The sequence below is a fragment of the Enterobacter cloacae complex sp. P6RS genome (assembly GCF_014982245.1).
GTDB classification, from domain to species: Bacteria; Pseudomonadota; Gammaproteobacteria; order Enterobacterales; family Enterobacteriaceae; genus Enterobacter; species Enterobacter bugandensis.
On record NZ_JADCLB010000027.1, the window covers coordinates 19,104 to 41,285 of the forward strand.

The window sequence follows — 22,182 nt, forward strand, 5'->3', positions numbered from 1 at the left end:
ACAAAACTGGAAAGCGCCTCGCAAAATTTCGCTGCGGCCTGTTCCCCTCTCCCTAAAGGGGCGAGGGAACTGTTCAGTGCATACACTATTTTGTGTGAAACCCTCAGCCACAGCGAAAGGAAAAAGGCAGGCATAAAAAAACCGGGCTATTGCCCGGTTTTTAGACCTACGTAAGAAATCAGTGAGCCGCTTCCGGCTTGTGCTTCGCCGCACTCTGGAAATCGTACGTCAGTTCGTTCTTCGCCTGGTCCAGCGCCACGGTCACCTGACCGCCGTCTACCAGCGAGCCAAATAGCAGCTCGTTCGCGAGCGGTTTCTTCAGGTTATCCTGAATCACGCGCGCCATCGGACGGGCGCCCATCGCACGGTCGTAGCCTTTCTCGGCCAGCCAGTTGCGGGCCTCCTGGCTCACTTCCAGCGACACGCCTTTCTGATCCAGCTGAACCTGCAGCTCGACGATGAACTTGTCTACGACCTGGTGGATCACTTCGGTAGACAGGTGATCGAACCAGATAATGTTGTCCAGACGGTTACGGAACTCCGGCGTGAAGATCTTCTTGATCTCCTCCATCGCATCGGTGCTGTTATCCTGGTGGATCAAGCCGATGGATTTGCGCTCGGTTTCACGTACCCCGGCGTTAGTGGTCATCACCAGCACCACGTTGCGGAAGTCCGCCTTGCGCCCGTTGTTATCGGTCAGCGTCCCGTTGTCCATCACCTGCAACAGGATGTTGAACACGTCCGGATGCGCTTTCTCGATTTCATCGAGCAGCAGGACCGCATGCGGATGCTTGATCACCGCGTCAGTGAGCAGGCCGCCCTGGTCAAAGCCCACGTAGCCCGGAGGTGCACCAATCAAACGGCTGACGGTGTGACGCTCCATATACTCGGACATATCAAAGCGCAGCAGCTCAATGCCCAACGCTTTGGAGAGCTGAACCGTCACCTCGGTTTTCCCCACGCCGGTCGGGCCGGCAAACAGGAAGGAACCAACGGGCTTGTGGTCATGCCCCAGTCCGGCACGGGCCATCTTGATCGCTTCGGTTAAGGCCTCAATGGCTTTATCCTGACCAAAGACCAGCATTTTCAGGCGATTGCCGAGGGTGCGCAGCGTATCGCGATCGCTCTGAGAAACGCTCTTCTCAGGAATACGCGCGATGCGGGCGACCACGGACTCGATATCCGCCACGTTAACGGTTTTCTTACGCTTGCTGGCCGGCATCAGGCGCGCACGCGCCCCGGCCTCATCAATCACGTCAATCGCCTTATCCGGCAGGTGACGGTCGTTGATGTATTTCACCGCCAGCTCCACCGCCGCACGCACCGCTTTCGCCGTGTAACGCACGTCGTGGTGCGCTTCGTACTTCGTTTTCAGGCCGTTGATGATCTGCACCGTTTCGTCAACCGACGGCTCGGTGACGTCGATTTTCTGGAAACGACGCGCCAGCGCGCGATCTTTCTCAAAAATGTTGCTGAACTCCTGGTACGTCGTGGAGCCCATCACGCGGATCTTGCCGCTTGAAAGCAGCGGTTTGATCAGGTTTGCCGCATCCACCTGGCCACCGGAAGCCGCACCTGCGCCGATGATGGTGTGGATCTCATCGATAAACAGGATACTGTTGGTGTCCTGCTCCAGCTGTTTCAACAGCGCCTTGAAGCGTTTTTCAAAATCACCGCGGTATTTAGTGCCCGCCAGCAGCGAGCCAATATCCAGCGAGTAGATGGTGCAGTCGGCAATCACTTCCGGCACGTCGCCCTGCACAATGCGCCAGGCAAGACCTTCGGCAATCGCCGTTTTACCCACGCCTGACTCGCCCACCAGCAGCGGATTGTTCTTGCGGCGACGGCACAGCACCTGAATCGCACGCTCCAGCTCTTTATCGCGGCCAATCAGCGGGTCGATGCCGCCAACGCGAGCAAGCTGATTAAGGTTGGTGGTGAAGTTTTCCATACGATCCTCCCCGCCTGCTTGCTCTTCATTGTTATTGACCTGATTGCTGGAATCCGATGCCTGGTTAGGCTCGTCTTTGCGCGTTCCGTGAGAAATAAAGTTAACCACGTCGAGGCGGCTGACTTCGTGTTTGCGCAGCAGATAGGCAGCCTGTGACTCCTGCTCGCTGAAGATGGCGACTAAGACGTTTGCGCCAGTCACTTCGCTACGTCCGGAAGACTGGACGTGGAATACCGCGCGCTGCAACACGCGCTGGAAGCTGAGCGTCGGCTGCGTGTCGCGCTCCTCTTCACTGGCTGGCAGCACCGGTGTGGTTTGTTCGATGAAGGCTTCGAGTTCCTGACGTAGCGCCACCAGATCCACGGAGCAGGCTTCCAGCGCTTCGCGGGCAGATGGGTTGCTAAGCAGTGCGAGCAGTAAATGCTCGACGGTCATAAACTCATGTCGGTGCTCACGCGCTCTGGCGAAAGCCATGTTTAAACTGAGTTCCAGTTCTTGATTGAGCATAGGCACCTCCCCCAATTTTATGCCTTATCAGGCCTTTTCCAGCGTACACAGCAACGGATGCTCGTTCTCCCTCGCATAGTCGTTCACCATCGCCACTTTGGTTTCCGCCACTTCGGCGGTAAAAATGCCGCAGATAGCTTTGCCACGATAATGAACGGTAAGCATCAGTTGCGTTGCACGTTCTACATCATAAGAAAAGAACTTTTGTAGCACGTCAATAACAAATTCCATCGGCGTGTAATCATCGTTCATTAACATAACTTTATACATAGATGGCGGTTTTAGCGCGTCGCGCACTTTATCTTCCGCCAGCTGGTCAAAATCCAGCCAGTCGTTGGTCTTACCCATTTTGCATAACCACTTTGAATCTACCTCAGATGTTAGATAACAATCATCTATTACTGTCATCCGCGATGTCTGTCACAAACTGTTGCAATAGCGTTAACTGCTTCAAACTTTGGTTGATTATTGTCCCAACTCCAGCGCCAAACGCTTGACGACGTCTTTCGTTTATCTAAATTGTACAAGCGTGAGATGGCGAGGTTTTGAACAGCCCCCACTCCACCACCGGTTCATTCCATCTTAATTTATAAGATTTACGAAGGATGTCGAAGCATGGAAATGGGTACTGTTAAGTGGTTCAACAACGCCAAGGGGTTTGGCTTCATCTGCCCCGAAGGCGGCGGCGAAGATATCTTCGCTCACTATTCCACCATTCAGATGGATGGTTACAGGACGCTCAAAGCCGGGCAGTCCGTCCGGTTCGATGTACACCAGGGACCAAAAGGCAATCATGCAAGCCTAATCGTACCCGTTGAAGCAGAAACGGTTGCATAGCTCTCTGTTTTATTGTGTACATCACGCAGTCAAAATGCCAGCCCGATCGGCTGGCATTTTTATTTTCGGGTTATTCCCGAGCCAGCGCGTCCACCGGATCCAGCCGCGCCGCGTTGCGCGCAGGCAGCCAGCCAAACAAAATCCCGGTAAAGGTGGAACACAAAAACGCGGTGAGTATCGCCATCGGCGAGAAGCCAATCTCCCAGCCGGGTAAAAAGAGCTGGAGCGCAAAGGCAATCATCATCGAGAGCGCAATGCCCATCGCGCCGCCCACCAGGCATACCAGCACCGCTTCAATTAAAAACTGCTGAAGCACGTCGCTGGCCCTGGCCCCAACCGCCATGCGGATGCCAATCTCCCGGGTGCGTTCAGTTACCGACACCAGCATGATATTCATCACCCCGATACCGCCAACGACCAGCGAGATCACCGCCACCAGCGTCAGGAACAGCTGAAGAGTACGTGTGGTCTTTTCCGCCGTTTTCAAGAGGCCGTCCATATTCCAGGTGAAGAAATCCTTCTTCCCGTGGCGCAACGTTAACAGCCGTTCCAGCTGCTGTTCCGCCAGCGCGCTGTCGTAGCCCTCCTTCACGCGCACGGTGATGGAGTTAAGCCACGACTGGCCCATAATCCGCCCGGAGATGGTGGTATACGGCAGCCAGACGCGCAGGATCTTGCTGCTGCCGAACATCGACTGCTTCTCTTCCGCCACGCCAATGACCGTGGCAGGCATGTTGCCGACGAGGATCACTTCGCCCACCACGTTCGCTTTATTGGGGAAGAGCTGCCTGCGCGAGTTGGCGTCCAGCACCACCACCTGCGCCCTCCCCGCCAGCTGCTCGGCGTTGAAGGTGGCGCCTTCGCTGAAGGTCATGCCGTAGACGTTGAAGTAGTCGCCGCTCACGCCGTTGGCGCTGGCCGCCACGTCGATGTTGCCGTAGCGCAGACGCAGGTTTTGCGAGACCGCAGGCGTAGCGGAGTTCACCCACGGCTGCTTCTGAATCGCCGCCAGATCGTCATACTTGAGCGCCTGCTGATACTGCGGCTCGTCGTCGCCGAAGTCTTTGCCGGGATAAACGTCAATGGTGTTGGTCCCAATGGCGCGGATATCCGCCAGCACCAGCTGCTTGGCCGCGTCGCCCACCACCACAATCGACACCACCGAGGCGATACCGATAATGATGCCGAGCATGGTCAGCAGGGTGCGCATTTTGTTGGCCGCCATCGCCAGCCAGGCCATGGTCAGCGCTTCACGAAAGCCGCTGGAGAACTGCGCCCAGCCGGTCGACGCAGGCAGCGCTTCCTTCGGTGCCGCCGCGCGGGACTCACGCGGCGGCGCGTTGCTCACCAGCTCGCCGTCGTGGATCTCTATAATGCGTTCGGCCTGCGCCGCTACCTGCGGATCGTGGGTAACGATAATCACCGTGTGGCCCTGATCGCGCAGCTGGTGCAGGATCGCCATCACCTCTTCGCCGGAGTGGCTGTCGAGCGCCCCGGTCGGTTCATCCGCGAGGATCACCTGCCCGCCGTTCATCAGGGCGCGGGCAATACTCACGCGCTGCTGCTGGCCGCCGGACAGCTGCGACGGCTGGTACTCCACCCGCTCCGCCAGCCCCAAACGCGTTAACAGCGCCTTCGCGCGCTCAAGGCGTTTCTTCCGCTCAACGCCCGCATACACCGCGGGAACCTCCACGTTCTGCGCCGCGCTCAGGTGAGAGAGCAAGTGGTAACGCTGGAAGATAAAGCCAAAGTGTTCCCGGCGCAGCTTCGCCAGCGCGTCGCCGTCGAGCGTCGAGACGTCCGTCCCGGCCACGCGGTACGTACCGCTGGTGGGTTTATCCAGACAGCCGAGAATGTTCATCAGCGTCGATTTACCGGAACCCGACGCGCCTACAATCGCTACCATCTCGCCCGCCTCCACGCTCAGGGAGATGCCTTTCAGCACCTCCACCGGGCCGTCGCCGGACGGATAGCTGCGACGAATGTCCTTCAGCTCAAGCAGCGCGGTCATTTAGCGGCTCCGGGCAGGCTTTCGCTGACAACAACCTCCTCGCCCTCTTCCAGCCCTTTCTCCACCACCACGTCGGTGTCGTTGCGCGCGCCAATCACCACCTCGCGCTCGCGCGTTTCACCGTTGCGCAGCACTTTCACCTTGTAGCGATTGTCCCCGGCGGATTCACCCAGCGCGGAGAGCGGAACGGTCAGCACGTTCTTCACGCCGGTCAGCTGGATGTGCACCTGCGCGGTCATGTCCAGGCGCAGCACGCCCTTCGGGTTTGGCACTTCAAAACGCGCATAGTAGAAAATGGCGTCGTTAACCTTTTCCGGCGTCGGCAGAATGTCTTTCAGCACGCCTTCGTAGCGGGTCTGCGGATCGCCGAGTACGGTAAACCAGGCATTCTGCCCCGGCTTAAGATGGATCACGTCTGCCTCGGAGACCTGGGCCTTCACCAGCATGGTGCTCATGTCCGCCAGCGTCAGAATGTTTGGCGCCTGCTGGGCGGCAATCACCGTCTGGCCCTGCAGCGTGGTAATTTGCGTCACTTCCCCGGCCATCGGCGCGACGATCTTTGTGTAATCAAGATTGGTTTTCGCCGTATCCAGCGAGGCCTGATTACGCTTGATTTGCGCGTCGATCGTGCCAATCTGCGCCTGTTTCACCGCCAGTTCAGTCGCGGCGGTGTCTAAATCCTGTTTCGAGATAGCCTGGGTTTTCGCCAGCGCCTGCTGGCGGGTCAGCGTCACCTGTGCCAGGTTACGCTCTGCCTGCGCCTGCGCACGCTGCGCGCGCAGCTCCATCAGCGTCGCTTCCACTTCGCGGATCTGGTTCTCAGCCTGCTCGGGATCGATAACGCCAAGCAGCTGGCCTTTTTTCACCTTGTCGCCAATCTCTACCGACAGCGTTTTCAGCTGGCCGCTGACCTGAGCGCCGACGTCAACTTTGCGCAGCGCATCAAGTTTGCCCGTCGCAAGGACATTTTGCTGCAGTTCACCCGGACGAACGATCAGCGTCTGGTACTGCGGCACAGGCGCGTTAAGCACCTGCCATAACCAGAATCCACCGGCTACAATCACCAGCGCCAGCAGCAGAAACAGCGTTCTGCGTTTTCCCTTGAGGTTCATAAATATTCCAAATAAATGTTCTGGCAATAATAAACGTTGATTCTATCTAAACGACTCCTTAACGAAACCCCTGTTCTCCGAAATCACCCTAATTTGTTTACAAGACGTTGATATTTCCCCTGCTGAAATAGCGGTATTCCAAAAGACTCAGGATTTATCATGTCTTCTATCGTCGATACACCTCTTCCAAACCTGACGCAGCCGACATCCGGCTGGCAACTCTTCAAAAACCTGGCGTTTGGCAAGATCGCGCCCGGCCTTGCATGGCAGAACCCCGCCTATCGCCGTAAGTTCATGCTGCGTTCTCTGGCGACGCCCGTGAGCACGTCTCGCCTGTTAACAAACCTCGCTAAGCAGCCGCGTCTGATGCAGATGCTGCAGGTGCAGCCCGGTTTGCCGTGTCGGCTTCATCGTCCCTGGCTGACGGTGAAGATGGATCGCCAGCACGCGCTGGAATCCCTGAACTGGCACTATCAGGCCATGAGCCGCCAGCTCCCGGCCACGCTCCTGAAGGGCTATCTTTCGACGCAGGGGACTACGCTGCTGACCTTAACCGGGAAAGATGAACAGCAATTTACCGTCCGCCTGTGTGCCGATGCGTTCCTGGATAAAGAGGGAGAGGCCACCCTCACCTTCTGCGACGTTCAGAATACGGTGCTGGCGGAGCTAACCTTTACGCTCTGCCAGTTTGAAGGTAAATCGACGCTGTTCATCGGCGGTTTGCAGGGCGCGAAAGCGCATGTTCCCCATGAGCTGATCCAGAAAGCGACGAAGGCCTGCCACGGTCTGTTCCCGAAACGCCTGCTGGTTGAAGCCGCCATGACGTTCGGCGCCGCATTCCCGGTCGTGCAGATTGTTGCCGTCAGTAATGCCACCCATATTTATCGCAGCTGGCGCTACCGCAAGAAAAAAGAGGGAAAACTGCTGGCCGATTACGACGGCTTCTGGAGTTCCCTCGGTGGGGAAAAACAGGAGAGCGGCCACTTTATGCTGCCGCTTGCCATGCCGCGTAAACCCGTGGAAGAGATCGCGAGCAAAAAACGCGCCGAATACCGTCGCCGCTACGCGCTGCTGGATAGCCTGATTCAGCAGGTGAAACAGGCGACCGAACGTTAATCCGCCCTTCCGCGTGCCAGCCACAGCACGCGGGAGAACATTTTCCGCAGCAGGGTCGGAACCGCCTCTACGCCCCGCCTTCCCGCTTCCGTCGCCACTTCAATGGCTAAGTCCGGTTTCGACGAACGGTGAATAGCTTTGGCGATCACGCGCCGCATGTTCATCGGGACGTCGACCGGCACCATCGCAATGCGGTGGAATACATCGTCAAAGCCCTGACGGTACATAAAATGCTCCATGTCCATCGCGGGCAGCATCGTTAAATGGTCCCGTTCTTCTTCCCGCTCGTTGTTCAGCAGGCTGCGCACGGTTGAGGCATATTTTTTCCCCGCTTCGTCGCCGTCCACCAGCACATGCCATTCAATTCCCATTCGGCGGGCAAATTTTATCAGCGGTTTTAATCCCGACTGGGCAAATTCGATCACCTTAATACCTTCTGCATCAAAATGGTGGCCGCACTGGCGCGCCAGTTCGTTGATGACCCAGGTCTCCGTTTCCCCCTCCACCAGCAGCCAGCAGCGGGCGAAGAGCGACGAGGCGCGATTAAAGCGTATATGAAACGCGATTCGCCGCCCGTCTTCGGCGTTCATCCCGCCGGGCCCGAGGCGGTACGCGGATACGCGGGAGGACTCGCGCACCAGACGGCAAATGTGCTCCACCGGCGTCAGCGATAGCAGCTCACCGGAGTTGGTGGTGGTAATCCGCTGGAGCGGCAGCAGATTCAGCAGGTGCCACGCCACGGAGAGCATGATGGGGTGCAGGCGCGTTTCCGGATCTTCCACCAGCAGCAGCGGGCGGGCATCCCGGTCAAGACGCACGGTGCCCTTCGCCTGCAGAAGCGTTGAAAACAGCCCCAGCAAAATCACCCGATGGGTACGCCCGCCGGGCCGGTCGATCATCCGGTTGATGATGTCGAGATAGCGCCAGCTGCGCTGTTCATCATGAGAACGGCGGCGCATCAAACGATGGCGCGACTCCGAGGTGCCCTGCTCGGAAAAATAGTGCTCCAGCAGTTGCACCATCGCCGACAGCCCCTGACGAATTTGACCATCGGTGAGGTTTTGCGGACGCGACACCAGCTCTCGCGCCAGGAAATCCAGCTCGCGGGCGGTGACTTCCACCTCCGGCATATTCGGTACGGTGCCGTTACGAATACGGCGCATAAAGCGGGCATCGCGCAGGCGTAACACCGGCGTCAGGCGGATAAGGTGACGCGCCAGATCGTCGATATTCTCCAGCGGAATCGGGTTGGCTTTCTCATCGAGGAATTCACGCAGGGTCAGTACCCCCTCGTTTTCCGCCATCTCACCTTCCAGCCGATAGAAAATCCGGTGGAAACCGTCGTCGCAGGGCACCCAGCAGGGCGACAGCGGGCGGAAGCGACGCACGCGGTGACGGCCGGGTTCGGATTCACGGAACGTCAGGATGATATGCAGGTGCTTCTCGCGGCCCGCGATATCGCCGGGCGGGAACCAGAAATCATCGTGGACGAAGTGATACAGCTTGTCTTCGGGTGAAAGCAGCAGCGTCAGCGCATCAAGCAGGCTGGACTTACCCCACGCGTTCTCGCCGATCAGGACGTTGTTCTGCTCCAGCTGCAGCGACAGGCGGTTAATACCGCGAAACCCGACAATTTCCACACGTTCGAGAAGCATAGATCCCCCGCGAAATGATCACTTTTTCCTTTAAGTTATCAGCAGTATAGCGGCAGGAACCCTGGCACGACAGCAGAACATTCACCCTTGCGGGATTTGAACTATGCTCTATTTACCGCTGAGTTGAACAAGGATTGACATCACATTGCCTTAAATCAAATTAACCGAATTTATTTAAGTGGCGAAGGGATGTTGTTGGTTTTTAAAATACGGGCTCTTTGAGTCGTCATCCCTTTATGGCGATATATCCCGCGCGCGGGAAAACGCGTGGAAAATTATTTTGAGGTGGTTATGTTTAGAAAATTGGCAGCAGAATGCTTTGGTACATTCTGGCTGGTATTTGGTGGCTGCGGTAGCGCCGTTCTGGCAGCAGCATTCCCGGAATTAGGTATTGGTTTTGTCGGCGTCGCGCTGGCATTTGGCTTAACCGTATTAACCATGGCTTTCGCCGTGGGGCATATTTCCGGCGGTCATTTTAACCCGGCGGTGACATTAGGCTTATGGGCGGGCGGGCGTTTCCCGGCGAAAGAGGTTATTGGCTACATCGTGGCGCAGGTGGTTGGCGGTATTATTGCGGCGGGCGTGCTGTACGTCATTGCCAGCGGTAAAGCAGGCTTTGACGCGGCGGCCAGCGGCTTCGCCTCTAACGGCTTCGGCGAACACTCTCCGGGCGGTTATTCCATGCTTTCTGCCATTGTAATTGAAATTGTACTGACCGCAGGCTTCCTGCTGGTGATCCACGGTGCAACCGACAAACACGCGCCTGCAGGCTTCGCGCCCATCGCCATTGGTCTGGCGCTGACGCTGATCCACCTGATCTCCATTCCGGTTACCAACACCTCCGTTAACCCGGCGCGCAGCACCGCCGTCGCCATTTTCCAGGGCGGCTGGGCGCTTGAACAGCTGTGGCTGTTCTGGGTGATGCCGATCGTCGGCGGTATTCTGGGCGGCGTGCTGTACCGCACTCTGCTGGAAAAACGCGATTAATCTTTCCCTCCCTCTCCCCGTGGGAGAGGGCCGGGGTGAGGGCAACAGGCCGCACCCCCACATAGACACAAGCCGGGTAAGGCGTAGCCACCGCCCGGCTTTCTTTTGCCGCTTTACTGAGCAGCCTTTATTGGGTAGTGTCTCTGGCGCTTAACAGAAACTCAAAAGGACCGGCTGTTCATGTTTTCAGGACTCCTCATTATTCTGCTGCCCCTGATTGTGGGCTATCTTATTCCGCTGCGTCATGAATCGGCCTTAAAGCTTATTAACCGTTTTCTCAGCTGGATTGTTTACGTCATTCTGTTCTTTATGGGGATCAGCCTGGCCTTCCTGGATAATCTGGCGACAAATTTACTTTCCATCCTGCATTATTCTGCGGTCACCGTGGTGGTTATTTTGCTGTGCAATATTGCCGCCCTGCTGTGGCTGGAACGCACTATTCCGTGGAAAAATAATCACCACCAGGAAAAGCTTCCCTCCCGAATTGCAATGGCGCTGGAATCATTAAAGCTCTGCGGCGTCGTGGTGCTTGGATTTCTTCTGGGCCTTACCGGATGGACTTTTTTGCAGCACGCGACGGACGCCAGCGAATATACCCTGATCTTCCTGCTGTTCCTTATTGGTATTCAGCTGCGAAATAACGGCATGACGCTGAAACAGATTGTCCTGAACCGTCGGGGAATGATCGTTGCCGTTATGGTTGTCGTCAGCTCCATGGTCGCGGGCGTGATTAATGCCTTTATTCTCGATCTGCCGCTAAAAACCGGCCTGGCGATGGCCTCCGGGTTTGGCTGGTACTCCCTCTCCGGTATTCTGCTGACCGAATCCTTCGGCCCGGTGATCGGCAGCGCCGCCTTCTTTAACGATCTGGCGCGAGAGCTGATTGCCATCATGCTGATCCCGGGTCTGGTTCGCCGCAGCCGCTCGACGGCACTGGGCCTGTGCGGCGCCACGTCGATGGACTTTACCCTGCCGGTCCTCCAGCGTTCGGGCGGGCTGGAGATGGTGCCCGCAGCCATCGTTCACGGCTTTATTTTGAGCCTGCTGGTTCCCGTCCTGATGGCGTTTTTCTCTGCCTGATACCTCTGTGGCGGTAGGGCTCCTGCCGCCAAAATTGCGCTAAATCAATCTCCCTCTATTTTGTCGCAGAAAGCTCTTTTCACCGTTCTGGCACAGGCATACCCTTAAACATGTATATTAAATATAACTTTTACAGGTGTGATTATGTTTTGTGTGCAATGTGAACAAACCATCCGTACCCCGGCAGGCAACGGCTGCTCTTACGCGCAGGGTATGTGCGGTAAAACCGCAGAAACATCAGACCTTCAGGATCTGCTGATAGCCGCCCTGCATGGTCTTTCCGCCTGGGCCTTCAAAGCCCGTGAATACGGCATCGTCGACCATTACGTCGACAGCTTCGCGCCGCGCGCGTTTTTCTCCACGCTGACTAACGTCAACTTCGATTCTCCTCGCATCGTCGGCTATGCCCGCGAAGCGATTGCCCTGCGCGAAGCTTTGAAAGCGCAGTGCCTGAATGCCGATACCAGTGCCCGCGTGGACAACCCAATGGCGGAGCTTCAGCTGGTGAGCGACGACCTGGGCGAGCTACAGCGCCAGGCCGCAGAATTTACCCCTAATAAGGACAAAGCGGCGATTGGCGAGAACATCCTCGGCCTGCGTCTGCTGTGCCTGTACGGCCTGAAAGGTGCAGCGGCCTATATGGAACACGCGCACGTTCTCGGGAAGTCAGATAACGACATTTACGCCCAGTACCACAAAATTATGGCGTGGCTCGGCACCTGGCCTTCCGACATGAACGCCCTGCTCGAGTGCGCAATGGAAATCGGCCAGATGAACTTCAGGGTCATGAGCATTCTTGATGCCGGTGAAACCAGCACTTACGGTCATCCAACCCCGACGCAGGTCAACGTCAAAGCGACCGAAGGCAAATGCATCCTGATTTCCGGCCACGACCTGAAAGATCTCTACAACCTGCTGAAGCAGACCGAAGGCACCGGCGTTAACGTCTATACCCACGGCGAAATGCTGCCCGCCCACGGCTACCCGGAACTGCGCAAGTTCAAGCATCTGGTGGGTAACTACGGCAGCGGCTGGCAGAATCAGCAGGTAGAGTTCGCCCGCTTCCCTGGCCCTATCGTGATGACCTCCAACTGCATCATCGACCCTACCGTGGGCGCGTATGACGACCGCATCTGGACCCGCAGCATCGTCGGCTGGCCGGGCGTGAGCCACCTTGAAGGCGACGATTTCGGTCCGGTTATCGAGCAGGCGCAGCAGATGGCGGGCTTCCCGTACAGCGAAATCGAACATCTGATCACCGTTGGCTTCGGTCGTGAAACGCTGCTGGGTGCGGCAGATTCTCTGATTGACCTCGTCAGCCGTGAAAAGCTGCGCCACATCTTCCTCGTTGGGGGATGCGACGGCGCGCGCGGCGAGCGTAACTACTTCACCGATTTCGCCACCAGCGTGCCGGATGATTGCCTGATCCTGACCCTGGCGTGCGGTAAATACCGTTTCAACAAGCTGGACTTCGGCAACATCGAAGGCCTGCCGCGCCTGATTGATGCAGGCCAGTGCAACGATGCTTACTCGGCCATCATTCTGGCGGTCACGCTGGCGGAAAAACTCGGTTGCGGCGTGAACGACCTCCCGCTGTCGCTGGTGCTCTCCTGGTTTGAGCAGAAAGCGATTGTCATCCTGCTGACCCTGCTCTCTTTGGGCGTAACCAACATCGTAACCGGCCCGACGGCGCCAGGCTTCCTGACGCCGGACCTGCTGGCGGTGCTGAACGAGAAATTCGGTCTGCGTTCCGTGACCAACGTTGAAGATGATATGAAGCAACTGCTGAGCGCGTAAGGAGCGATTCATGACCATGCCAACCTCACAATGTCCGTGGCGGATGCAGGTTCATCACATCCATCAGGAGACGCCGGATGTGTGGACGCTGTCGCTGCTCTGCCACGACTACTATCCGTACCGTGCGGGCCAGTATGCGCTGGTCAGCGTTCGCAACTCGGCGGACACGCTTCGCGCCTATACGATCTCCTCCACGCCGGGCGTGAGCGAGTACATTACGCTCACTATCCGCCGCATTGATGACGGTGCAGGCTCCCAGTGGCTGACCCGTGACGTGAAGCGCGGGGATTACATCTGGCTGTCTGACGCGCAGGGGGATTTCACCTGTGACGACAAGGCAGACGATAAATTCCTGCTGCTGGCGGCGGGCTGCGGCGTAACGCCGATCATGTCGATGCGCCGCTGGCTGGCGAAGAACCGCCCGCAGGCCGACGTGCAGACAATCTTCAGCGTGCGCTCTCCGGAAGATGTGATTTTTGCCGGTGAGTGGCGTGACTATCCGGTGACGCTGGTGGCGGAACACAACGCGACCCACGGTTTTGTGCCCGGTCGCCTGAGCCGCGAGTTGCTGCAAAGCGTGCCGGACATTGCGAACCGTACCGTGATGACTTGCGGCCCGGCGCCGTACATGGATATCGTGGAGAAAGAAGTTAGAGCGCTTGGCGTGACCCGCTTCTTCAAAGAGCGGTTCTTCACGCCGGTGGCGGAAGCGGCAACCAGCGGGATTCAGTTCACCAAACTGCAGCCCGCACAGACCTTCTTTGGCAGCGTGGGCACCACGCTGCTGGAAGCGCTGGAAAGCAACAAGGTGCCGGTAGTCGCGGCCTGCCGTGCGGGCGTGTGCGGCTGCTGTAAAACGAAAGTGGTTTCCGGGGAATATACCGTCACCAGCACCATGATGCTGTCCGACGCGGAAATTGCCGAGGGTTACGTGCTGGCGTGCTCGTGCCACCCGCAGGGGGATTTGGTCCTCGCATAAGCAATAAACGTTCGATCGTAGGCCCGGTAAGCGTCAGCGCCACCGGGCTTTTTTGCCGGGTGGCACTGCGTTTACCCGGCCTACGTTGTGCATGCTGCCTGTACGGCAGTGAACTGGAACAATCTACACCTATCACCTTGTCAGATAAAGAATTCCCCTAAAAAATACCCCTTAAACCCTTTTTCATCACAAATAATTCCGCTTAATAAAATCAAAGAGTTAAAAACCACCAATAAAAAGAGGCCAGAGACCCTTATATTTTCAGTACCCAGCTTTATTGCCACGCAGGCGCTTTCCCTAACGCAAACCGCCCTGCCCCTAAACACGCCACCGCCAGCGAGCCAACAAAGAAGTACACCAGACTTTCAATCGCCCATGCCCCAACCTTATCGAGCGCGAACGTTTCACCCACTCCCACCATCAGCCATGCCACGATCATCGTAAACGCCAGCACCAGCGCGGCCGGGCGCGTAAAGAGCCCGACAATAATCAGGATCGGTGCCACCACTTCGCCAATCAACACGCCGTAGGCAATAAATCCCGGCAGCCCTTTCTCTACCAGCATGCCGCTGATAAAACCCACGCCGCCAAACAGCTTATGCAAACCGTGAAAAAGCATCAGCCCACCGACGGCAAGTCGTAACAAGAGTTTGCCAAGATCGTCGCACGATAGCTTTTCATTAACAGTAATTAACAATGATTTAACCATTTGAAATGATTCCTGTTTTCACTGAGGCATCACCAGATTATGCCGAAGCGTGGCGCGTGAAAAGCACCTTTTAAATGGGGGGATTTGACGGGCAATACAGTGACTTTCTTCTAAGCTTGTAAGCGATATCACAAAAAGGAGACGGACAACCATGAAACAAACCGTGGCTGCATATATAGCGAAAACGCTTGAACAGGCTGGCGTAAAACGTATCTGGGGCGTGACCGGCGATTCCCTGAACGGGCTTAGCGACAGCCTGAACAAGATGAAAACCATCGAATGGATGCCGACCCGTCATGAGGAGGTCGCTGCCTTCGCTGCCGGTGCCGAAGCGCAGCTCACAGGAGAACTGGCCGTGTGTGCAGGCTCGTGCGGGCCTGGCAACCTGCATCTGATCAACGGCCTGTTCGACTGCCATCGTAACCACGTGCCGGTGCTGGCGATTGCCGCCCATATCCCCTCTTCCGAAATCGGCAGCGGCTATTTTCAGGAGACGCATCCGCAGGAGCTGTTCCGTGAATGCAGCCACTACTGTGAGCTGGTTTCATCCCCGGAGCAGATCCCGCAGGTGCTGGCGATCGCCATGCGCAAAGCCGTACTAAACCGTGGCGTTTCCGTGGTCGTTATCCCGGGAGATGTGGCGCTCAAGGCTGCGCCTGAAGGGGCCAGCACCCACTGGTATCACGCTCCGCAGCCGGTGGTAACGCCAGCCGAAGAGGAGCTGAAAAAGCTGGCGCAGCTGCTGCGCTACTCCAGCAACATCGCCCTGATGTGCGGCAGCGGCTGTGCGGGCGCGCATAAAGAGCTGCTGGAATTTGCCGGTAAGCTCAAAGCGCCCATCGTCCACGCCCTGCGCGGCAAAGAGCACGTCGAATACGATAACCCGTACGATGTGGGCATGACCGGGCTGATCGGTTTTTCTTCCGGCTTCCACACCATGATGAACGCCGACACGCTGATCCTGCTCGGCACCCAGTTCCCGTACCGCGCGTTCTATCCGACGGATGCCAAAATCATTCAGATTGATATCAACCCGGCCAGCATCGGCGCGCACAGCAAGGTCGATATGGCGCTGGTGGGCGATATTAAATCCACCCTTGCCGCCCTGCTGCCGCTGCTGGAAGAGAAAACCGACCGCAAATTCCTTGATAAGGCGTTGGGCGACTACCGCGACGCGCGCAAGGGGCTGGACGATCTCGCCAAACCGAGCGACAAAGCCATTCATCCGCAGTATCTGGCGCAGCAGATCAGCCATTTTGCGGACGACGACGCTATTTTTACCTGCGACGTCGGCACGCCAACCGTCTGGGCGGCGCGCTACCTGAAGATGAACGGCAAACGTCGCCTGCTCGGCTCGTTCAACCACGGCTCGATGGCCAACGCCATGCCGCAGGCGCTGGGGGCAAAAGCGACGGCACCGGAGCGTCAGGTTGTGGCGATGTGCGGCGACGGCGGGTTCAGCATGCTGATGGGGGATTTCCTGTCGGTGGTGCAGATGAAGCTTCCGCTGAAAATCGTGGTCTTTAACAACAGCGTGCTGGGCTTCGTGGCGATGGAGATGAAGGCAGGAGGCTATCTCACGGATGGCACCGAGCTGCACGACACCAACTTTGCCCGCATCGCCGAAGCGTGCGGCATCACCGGCATCCGCGTGGAGAAAGCCTCAGAGGTGGATGAAGCCCTGCAGCGCGCCTTCTCCATCGACGGTCCGGTACTGGTTGACGTCGTCGTCGCCAAAGAAGAGCTGGCGATCCCGCCGCAGATCAAGCTGGAACAGGCCAAAGGTTTTAGCCTCTACATGCTGCGCGCCATCATCAGCGGGCGCGGTGACGAAGTGATCGAACTGGCAAAAACCAACTGGCTCAGGTAAAACGTTTCGCATGACCTCTTAAAATAAAGGGATGTGAAATGATTGATTTGCGTAGTGATACCGTTACCCGCCCGAGCCGCGCCATGCTCGAAGAGATGATGGCCGCCCCGGTCGGGGACGACGTCTACGGCGATGACCCGACGGTCAACGAACTGCAGCGCTATGCGGCAGAGCTGAGCGGCAAGGAGGCCGCGCTGTTCCTGCCGACCGGCACGCAGGCTAACCTGGTGGCGCTGCTCAGCCACTGCGAGCGCGGTGAAGAGTATATCGTCGGCCAGGGTGCGCATAACTACCTGTACGAAGCTGGCGGCGCGGCGGTGCTTGGCAGCATCCAGCCGCAGCCGATTGACGCCGCGCCGGACGGCACCCTGCCGCTGGATAAAGTCGCGGCAAAAATCAAAGCTGACGATATTCACTTCGCCCGCACCAGGCTGCTCAGCCTCGAAAACACCCACAACGGTAAAGTGCTGCCGCGCGAATACCTGAAAGCAGCGTGGGAATTCACTCGCGAGCGCAACCTCGGCCTGCACGTCGACGGCGCACGCATCTTTAACGCCGTGGTGGAGTACGGCTGCGAGCTAAAAGAGATAACGCAATATTGCGACTCGTTCACCATTTGCCTCTCAAAAGGGCTGGGTACGCCGGTGGGTTCGCTGCTGGTCGGCAGCGCAGACTACATCAAGCGCGCCAACCGCTGGCGTAAAATGACCGGCGGCGGCATGCGTCAGGCGGGCATTCTGGCGGCTGCCGGACTGTACGCATTAAAAAATAACCTGGCGCGCCTCAAGGACGATCATGACAACGCCGCGTGGATGGCAACGCAGCTGCGCGAGATCGGCGCGGACGTGATGCGTCACGACACCAACATGCTTTTTGTGCGCGTGGGCGACGAGCACGCCGCTGCGCTGGGTGAATTTATGAAAGCGCGTGGCGTGCTGATCAACGCCTCCCCGGTCGTGCGCCTGGTGATGCATCTCGACGTAAGCCGCGAACAGCTGGCGGACGTGGTAAAACACTGGCAGGCGTTTTTACAGGGTTAAGGAGTATCACGTGCCGCAACGTATTCTGGTGCTTGGCGCCAGCGGATATATCGGTCAGCACCTCACTACTGCATTAAGCCAGCAGGGGCATCAGGTGCGGGCAGCGGCACGCAATACCGAGCGCCTGCAAAAGCTTGGTTTGCCTGGCGTGACCTGTCACAACGTCGATCTCAACTGGCCGAAGGAACTCCCCGCGCTGCTGGAAGGGGTCGACACGCTTTACTACCTGGTCCACAGCATGGGCGAAGGCGGGGATTTTATCGCCCACGAGCGTCAGGTGGCGATGAACGTCCGCGATGCCCTGCTGCAAACCCCGGTTAAGCAGGTGATTTTTTTAAGCTCGCTCCAGGCACCCGAACACGAGCAGTCCGACCATCTGCGCGCCCGCCAACTGACGGCAGACACGCTGCGCGGGGCGAATATTCCCGTCACCGAACTGCGCGCCGGGATCATCGTCGGCGCGGGTTCCGCCGCCTTCGAAGTAATGCGCGATATGGTCTACAACCTGCCGGTGCTGACCCCGCCGCGCTGGGTGCGCTCGCGCACCACGCCGATTGCGCTGGAGAATTTGCTCCACTATCTGGTGGCCCTGCTGGATCACCCGGCAGAGCAACACCGCGTGCTGGAGGCGGCAGGCCCGGAAGTGCTGAGCTATCAGGAGCAGTTCGAACATTTCATGCGCGTCAGCGGACGCCGCCGCTGGCTGATCCCCATCCCCTTCCCGACCCGCTGGATTTCAGTGTGGTTTTTGAATGTGATCACCTCGGTTCCCCCGACGACTGCCAAAGCACTGATCCAGGGGCTAAAGCACGATCTGCTGGCGGACGATCGCGCGCTGCGCGCATTGATCCCCCAGGCGTTGATCCGCTTTGACGACGCGGTGCGCCATACGCTGAAAGAAGAAGAGAAGCTGGTGAACTCCAGCGACTGGGGCTACGACGCGCAGGCCTTTGCCCGCTGGCGCCCCGAGTACGGGTATTACCCGAAGCAGGCGGGCTGCACGGTAAAAACCTCTGCCAGCCTTCACGCGCTGTGGGAGGTGGTGAACCAGATCGGCGGCAAAGAGCGCTATTTCTTCGGCAATATCCTCTGGCAGACGCGCGGTGCGATGGATCTGCTGGTCGGTCACCGGCTGGCGAAAGGCCGCCCGGCGCATCCGTATCTTAAGCCAGGCGATGCGGTCGACAGCTGGAAGGTGATCGTCGTCGAGCCGGAAAAACAGCTGGCGCTACTGTTCGGCATGAAGGCGCCGGGGCTGGGGCGGCTCTGCTTTACGCTCAAGGACAAAGGCGACCATCGGGAACTGGACGTTCGCGCCTGGTGGCACCCACACGGGATGCCGGGTCTGTTCTACTGGCTGTTTATGATCCCCGCCCATCTGTTTATCTTCCGGGGTATGGCAAAACGCATTGCGCAACTGGCAGAACAAAAGACGAAAATAAGTTAATAAAACCCTCTTTCTTTCACCTTTCCCATTGCAACACATCGTAATTCACGAAAGAATGCGCACGAAATTCTTTTCAACACAGTGGATTGATATGAAGGTACTGGTTACCGGGGCGACCAGCGGCTTAGGCCGAAATGCGGTCGAATTTCTGCGCAACAAGGGCATCAGCGTCAGGGCCACCGGTCGCAACGAAGCGATGGGGAAACTGCTGCAAAAAATGGGCGCGGAGTTCGTCCATGCCGACCTGACGGAGCTGGTCTCCTCGCAGGCGAAGGTGATGCTCGCCGGTATCGACACGCTGTGGCACTGCTCCAGTTTTACCTCCCCGTGGGGAACCCAGGAAGCCTTCGATCTCGCCAACGTGCGCGCCACGCGTCGTCTGGGCGAATGGGCCGTCGCCTGGGGCGTGCGTAACTTTATCCATATCTCCTCCCCGTCGCTCTATTTCGATTATCACCACCATCGCGACGTGCAGGAAGACTTCCGCCCTGCTCGCTTTGCCTGCGAGTTTGCCCGCAGCAAGGCGGCCAGCGAAGAGGTGATCGACCTGCTGGCGCAGTCAAACCCGCATACCCGTTTTACCGTCTTGCGCCCGCAGAGCCTCTTCGGACCGCACGACAAAGTGTTTATTCCGCGTCTGGCGCAGATGATGCACCACTACGGCAGCGTGCTGCTGCCGCGCGGCGGCGATGCGCTGGTGGACATGACCTATTACGAAAATGCCGTCCACGCCATGTGGCTGGCAAGCCAGCCGGACTGCGACAAGCTTATCTCCGGTCGCGCCTATAACATCACCAACGGTGAACCGTGCACATTGCGCAGCATTGTGCAGCGGCTGATTGATGAACTGCAGATCGACTGCCGTATCCGTTCCGTGCCCTACCCGATGCTGGACATGATCGCCCGCAGCATGGAGCGTTTTGGCAGTAAATCCGCCAAAGAGCCCGCGCTGACGCACTACGGCGTATCGAAGCTTAACTTTGATTTTACGCTGGATATCACGCGCGCGGAGACTGAGCTGGGGTATAAGCCGATTGTGACGCTGGATGAAGGCATTGTGCGCACGGCGGCGTGGTTACGGGATCACGGGAAGTTGCACCGCTAGCCTTTTTGCCCGGTGGCGGCTTCGCCTTACCGGGCCTACATCTCCTCGCCCCTCCGGGGTGAGGGGAAAGTGCAAATACTAAAACGGCAACCTTTCGGTTGCCGTTTGCTTTTACAGAGCCGTCCAGGCATCAGCCCATGCCAGACCTGCGCCTGGTTCATAGTATGCTGGGGCGTTGTTACACCAGCCGCTGTACGGGAACGGTTTGCACTGGAACAGTTTACCGTGGTTGTTCACGATATCACCTGCGTTGTACTTGCTGTTCGCGCTCCACGCCGGGTAAGCACCTTCGTCACCTGATGGCGTTGCCGCTTTCGCTTTAACGTTCAGCAGGTAAGTGGTGGTATTGCTCAGCTCGCCATCGCTGACGGTCAGGCTGATTTCAATCTGCTGCGCCGTTGCGGACTCAGGCGCCTTGAAGGTCACCACCGCTTTATCTTCGCCGGTCACAGTCTGGCCATCCTGAGAATGCCAGGTGTAGGTCAGCTTGTTGCCGTCCGCGTCGGTAGAGCCTTCCGCGCTCAGAGACACCTGTGCGCCCGCTTCAACTGCACCGATTGGACCCGCAATCTGCGCAACCGGCGCGTGGTTCACCGCAACAGGTTCAGCAGGGGTTTCATCCGGCGTTGGCGCTGGGGTCGGCGTGACGTCTTCAGATGGCGTAGGCGTTGGTGTGACCGGGGTTTCGTCCGGCTTCACCGCAGAACCGTCGTCATTCACGATATTCACGTTATAGAACTTCTGCACGCACTTGGTGTAGTCGCCCTCTTTGAACGCGCTGAACGGCGTCTGGTAGCCCACCAGCTGGCACGCATAGGTTGAACCGTTTGGCGTATCCGGGCTCCATCCCCAGTCCTGTTCCCAGTAAATCTTCAGGGCACCGGCACCGTATTCGTCGAACTGCTTCATGTTGGCACAGCCCAGCACTTCATTGGCCGGAACAGGCACTTTCAGGTAGTTCGCGAACTCTTTGTAGTACTTGATACGGTTCTGAGACTGAGCGATTTCAGTCGGGCCGCCGCACTCTACGCCGCCGTTGATGATCTGGGTGGTCACGCCGAAGCCAGGGACCAGACCGTTGGCTTTATCATGATCGTTCGGCTGCCACGTGCCGTCGATAACCTGCAGCATGCTTGGTTTTGGCGGCTGCGGGTAGGCGAAGAAGAAGATCGCGCTCGCCAGGTTCAGCCAGGTATCCGCCACCAGCTCAGGTTTATCCAGCAGGGTACGCACGTCGCCGTACATTGCTTCGGAGAACGGACCGTAGTTGTAGTTGTAGGACAGCTGCTTCGCGCCGCGACCGAAGTAGCTCAGGAAGTCGCCGTCTTTATCCTTACCGCACGGCCAGGTCTGGCCCTGCCATACTTTCGGGTCACATTCGCCGTTATAGCCGCCCTTTTGGCCTTCGCTCCAGCCCATTTCACGCACGTGGACCAGCGCCTGACGCCACTCGGCTTCCGGACGCCAGCTTTCGTGTCCGCCGGTTTCCTGGGCAAAGTGGGCAAACATGGTGGCCAGCTCTTTGCGGCAGATCGCATCGCTGTCGCGACCGTCGTTATAGGTCTTACACAGCGCCGGGAATTTACCTACGGCTTTCAGGAAGTTGCTGTAGGTATAGGCCTGAGCGCGCAGCGGGAAGAGATAATCCCAGTCGCTGGCCTTCACGATCCCTTCCACGCGCTTAACGTTGTCCGGGTTCGCCGCACGACCTGGCTCAATCATTTCGACCTGCGCGTTATCAAGGGTCTGAATCGTCTCTTTAACGGAGGTCATCAGCGGGAAGTTAGTGAGCTCCTGCTCTTTCTTCGCCAGATCGCTGGCTTTCATGGTGTACGGCTCGCCGGTGGTCGCCTGCAAAGAGGCAGCCTGCGCCATAAAAGGTGCAACGCAAGCACCAGCAACAAGTACACTCAGTAACGTCCTTTTGTTCATTTCAATATTCCTGTTTCAGTAAGATTAAAAAAAGAATCCCGGTTTAT

The 22,182-nt window shown here is 57.8% G+C and carries 17 protein-coding genes; 10 read left to right on the forward strand and 7 right to left on the reverse strand.

The annotated features are described in order from the left end of the window. Positions 1 to 178: 178 nt before the first annotated feature. Together clpA and clpS are read right to left on the reverse strand one after the other, a co-directional pair. Positions 179 to 2,458, reverse strand: coding sequence for an ATP-dependent Clp protease ATP-binding subunit ClpA (clpA, locus tag INF73_RS18755; RefSeq protein WP_028012550.1), 2,280 nt, complete (start codon positions 2,456 to 2,458; stop codon positions 179 to 181). Positions 2,459 to 2,485: 27 nt separating this feature from the next. Continuing rightward, a complete protein-coding gene (gene clpS / locus INF73_RS18760) occupies positions 2,486 to 2,806 on the reverse strand; it encodes an ATP-dependent Clp protease adapter ClpS (RefSeq protein WP_006174393.1) in 321 nt (106 codons plus the stop codon). Positions 2,807 to 3,073: 267 nt separating this feature from the next. Here clpS and cspD point away from each other — a divergent pair, with 267 nt between their 5' ends. After that, positions 3,074 to 3,295, forward strand: coding sequence for a cold shock-like protein CspD (gene cspD, locus INF73_RS18765; RefSeq protein WP_006809408.1), 222 nt, complete (start codon positions 3,074 to 3,076; stop codon positions 3,293 to 3,295). Positions 3,296 to 3,365: 70 nt separating this feature from the next. Here the strand turns inward: cspD and macB are convergent, their stop codons facing one another. Both macB and macA read right to left on the reverse strand, forming a co-directional pair. Continuing rightward, on the reverse strand, positions 3,366 to 5,306 hold the full coding sequence (gene macB / locus INF73_RS18770; protein WP_193540369.1) for a macrolide ABC transporter ATP-binding protein/permease MacB: 1,941 nt from the start codon (positions 5,304 to 5,306) through the stop codon (positions 3,366 to 3,368). After that, the gene (gene macA / locus INF73_RS18775; RefSeq protein ID WP_041910641.1) at positions 5,303 to 6,418 is read right to left on the reverse strand and encodes a macrolide transporter subunit MacA; all 1,116 of its coding nucleotides are present in this window, start codon (positions 6,416 to 6,418) and stop codon (positions 5,303 to 5,305) included. The genes macB and macA overlap by 4 nt, the downstream gene beginning before the upstream one ends. 159 nt (positions 6,419 to 6,577) lie before the next feature. Here macA and INF73_RS18780 point away from each other — a divergent pair, with 159 nt between their 5' ends. Beyond that, positions 6,578 to 7,534, forward strand: coding sequence for a VirK/YbjX family protein (locus tag INF73_RS18780; RefSeq protein ID WP_047368198.1), 957 nt, complete (start codon positions 6,578 to 6,580; stop codon positions 7,532 to 7,534). Here INF73_RS18780 and INF73_RS18785 read toward each other — a convergent pair. Next, a complete protein-coding gene (locus INF73_RS18785) occupies positions 7,531 to 9,189 on the reverse strand; it encodes an ATP-dependent endonuclease (protein WP_041910643.1) in 1,659 nt (552 codons plus the stop codon). The two genes, INF73_RS18780 and INF73_RS18785, sit on opposite strands and share 4 nt — an antisense overlap. 291 nt (positions 9,190 to 9,480) lie before the next feature. On the opposite strand from INF73_RS18785, the gene aqpZ reads away from it, so the two are divergent. The 4 genes from aqpZ (at position 9,481) to hcr (ending at position 14,032) form a co-directional block, all read left to right on the forward strand. Then, positions 9,481 to 10,176 carry an aquaporin Z gene (gene aqpZ / locus INF73_RS18790; protein WP_028012545.1) on the forward strand — a complete coding sequence of 232 codons (696 nt, stop codon included), beginning with the start codon at positions 9,481 to 9,483 and terminating at the stop codon, positions 10,174 to 10,176. A gap of 180 nt (positions 10,177 to 10,356) precedes the next feature. Continuing rightward, positions 10,357 to 11,256: a lysine exporter LysO family protein gene (locus INF73_RS18795; RefSeq protein ID WP_028012543.1), complete on the forward strand. Its 900-nt coding sequence runs from the start codon at positions 10,357 to 10,359 to the stop codon at positions 11,254 to 11,256. A gap of 144 nt (positions 11,257 to 11,400) precedes the next feature. After that, the gene (gene hcp / locus INF73_RS18800; protein ID WP_041910645.1) at positions 11,401 to 13,053 is read left to right on the forward strand and encodes a hydroxylamine reductase; all 1,653 of its coding nucleotides are present in this window, start codon (positions 11,401 to 11,403) and stop codon (positions 13,051 to 13,053) included. Between the two features lie 10 nt (positions 13,054 to 13,063). Next, entirely contained in the window at positions 13,064 to 14,032 is a 969-nt protein-coding gene (gene hcr / locus INF73_RS18805; RefSeq protein WP_193540366.1) for an NADH oxidoreductase, read from the forward strand. A gap of 274 nt (positions 14,033 to 14,306) precedes the next feature. On the opposite strand, the gene INF73_RS18810 is transcribed toward hcr, so the two are convergent. Then, on the reverse strand, positions 14,307 to 14,741 hold the full coding sequence (locus tag INF73_RS18810) for a DoxX family protein (RefSeq protein WP_193540364.1): 435 nt from the start codon (positions 14,739 to 14,741) through the stop codon (positions 14,307 to 14,309). Between the two features lie 151 nt (positions 14,742 to 14,892). Between INF73_RS18810 and poxB the strand changes: the two genes are divergently transcribed. From poxB to INF73_RS18830, 4 genes are all read left to right on the forward strand, one after another. Next, entirely contained in the window at positions 14,893 to 16,611 is a 1,719-nt protein-coding gene (poxB, locus tag INF73_RS18815; RefSeq protein WP_193359482.1) for a ubiquinone-dependent pyruvate dehydrogenase, read from the forward strand. Between the two features lie 38 nt (positions 16,612 to 16,649). After that, positions 16,650 to 17,651, forward strand: a complete 1,002-nt coding sequence (gene ltaE / locus INF73_RS18820) for a low-specificity L-threonine aldolase (RefSeq protein WP_193359481.1) — start codon at positions 16,650 to 16,652, stop codon at positions 17,649 to 17,651. Between the two features lie 10 nt (positions 17,652 to 17,661). Next, complete coding sequence (locus INF73_RS18825; protein WP_045261794.1) at positions 17,662 to 19,098, forward strand: SDR family oxidoreductase; 1,437 nt, start codon at positions 17,662 to 17,664, stop codon at positions 19,096 to 19,098. A gap of 91 nt (positions 19,099 to 19,189) precedes the next feature. Further along, the gene (locus INF73_RS18830) at positions 19,190 to 20,203 is read left to right on the forward strand and encodes an NAD(P)-dependent oxidoreductase (protein ID WP_028012536.1); all 1,014 of its coding nucleotides are present in this window, start codon (positions 19,190 to 19,192) and stop codon (positions 20,201 to 20,203) included. A gap of 111 nt (positions 20,204 to 20,314) precedes the next feature. Here INF73_RS18830 and INF73_RS18835 read toward each other — a convergent pair whose 3' ends face one another. Continuing rightward, complete coding sequence (locus INF73_RS18835) at positions 20,315 to 22,135, reverse strand: chitinase (protein WP_193540362.1); 1,821 nt, start codon at positions 22,133 to 22,135, stop codon at positions 20,315 to 20,317. Positions 22,136 to 22,182: the final 47 nt, after the last annotated feature.

Coding starts and splice junctions, on each gene's coding strand:
- macB (WP_193540369.1), bottom strand. CDS start 5,306: ATGACCGCGCTGCTTGAGCTGAAGGACATTCGTCGCAGCTATCCGTCC.
- ltaE (WP_193359481.1), top strand. CDS start 16,650: ATGATTGATTTGCGTAGTGATACCGTTACCCGCCCGAGCCGCGCCATG.
- macA (WP_041910641.1), bottom strand. CDS start 6,418: ATGAACCTCAAGGGAAAACGCAGAACGCTGTTTCTGCTGCTGGCGCTG.
- INF73_RS18795 (WP_028012543.1), top strand. CDS start 10,357: ATGTTTTCAGGACTCCTCATTATTCTGCTGCCCCTGATTGTGGGCTAT.
- INF73_RS18810 (WP_193540364.1), bottom strand. CDS start 14,741: ATGGTTAAATCATTGTTAATTACTGTTAATGAAAAGCTATCGTGCGAC.
- INF73_RS18835 (WP_193540362.1), bottom strand. CDS start 22,135: ATGAACAAAAGGACGTTACTGAGTGTACTTGTTGCTGGTGCTTGCGTT.
- INF73_RS18830 (WP_028012536.1), top strand. CDS start 19,190: ATGAAGGTACTGGTTACCGGGGCGACCAGCGGCTTAGGCCGAAATGCG.
- INF73_RS18780 (WP_047368198.1), top strand. CDS start 6,578: ATGTCTTCTATCGTCGATACACCTCTTCCAAACCTGACGCAGCCGACA.
- clpS (WP_006174393.1), bottom strand. CDS start 2,806: ATGGGTAAGACCAACGACTGGCTGGATTTTGACCAGCTGGCGGAAGAT.
- cspD (WP_006809408.1), top strand. CDS start 3,074: ATGGAAATGGGTACTGTTAAGTGGTTCAACAACGCCAAGGGGTTTGGC.
- hcr (WP_193540366.1), top strand. CDS start 13,064: ATGACCATGCCAACCTCACAATGTCCGTGGCGGATGCAGGTTCATCAC.
- clpA (WP_028012550.1), bottom strand. CDS start 2,458: ATGCTCAATCAAGAACTGGAACTCAGTTTAAACATGGCTTTCGCCAGA.
- poxB (WP_193359482.1), top strand. CDS start 14,893: ATGAAACAAACCGTGGCTGCATATATAGCGAAAACGCTTGAACAGGCT.
- aqpZ (WP_028012545.1), top strand. CDS start 9,481: ATGTTTAGAAAATTGGCAGCAGAATGCTTTGGTACATTCTGGCTGGTA.
- INF73_RS18785 (WP_041910643.1), bottom strand. CDS start 9,189: ATGCTTCTCGAACGTGTGGAAATTGTCGGGTTTCGCGGTATTAACCGC.
- hcp (WP_041910645.1), top strand. CDS start 11,401: ATGTTTTGTGTGCAATGTGAACAAACCATCCGTACCCCGGCAGGCAAC.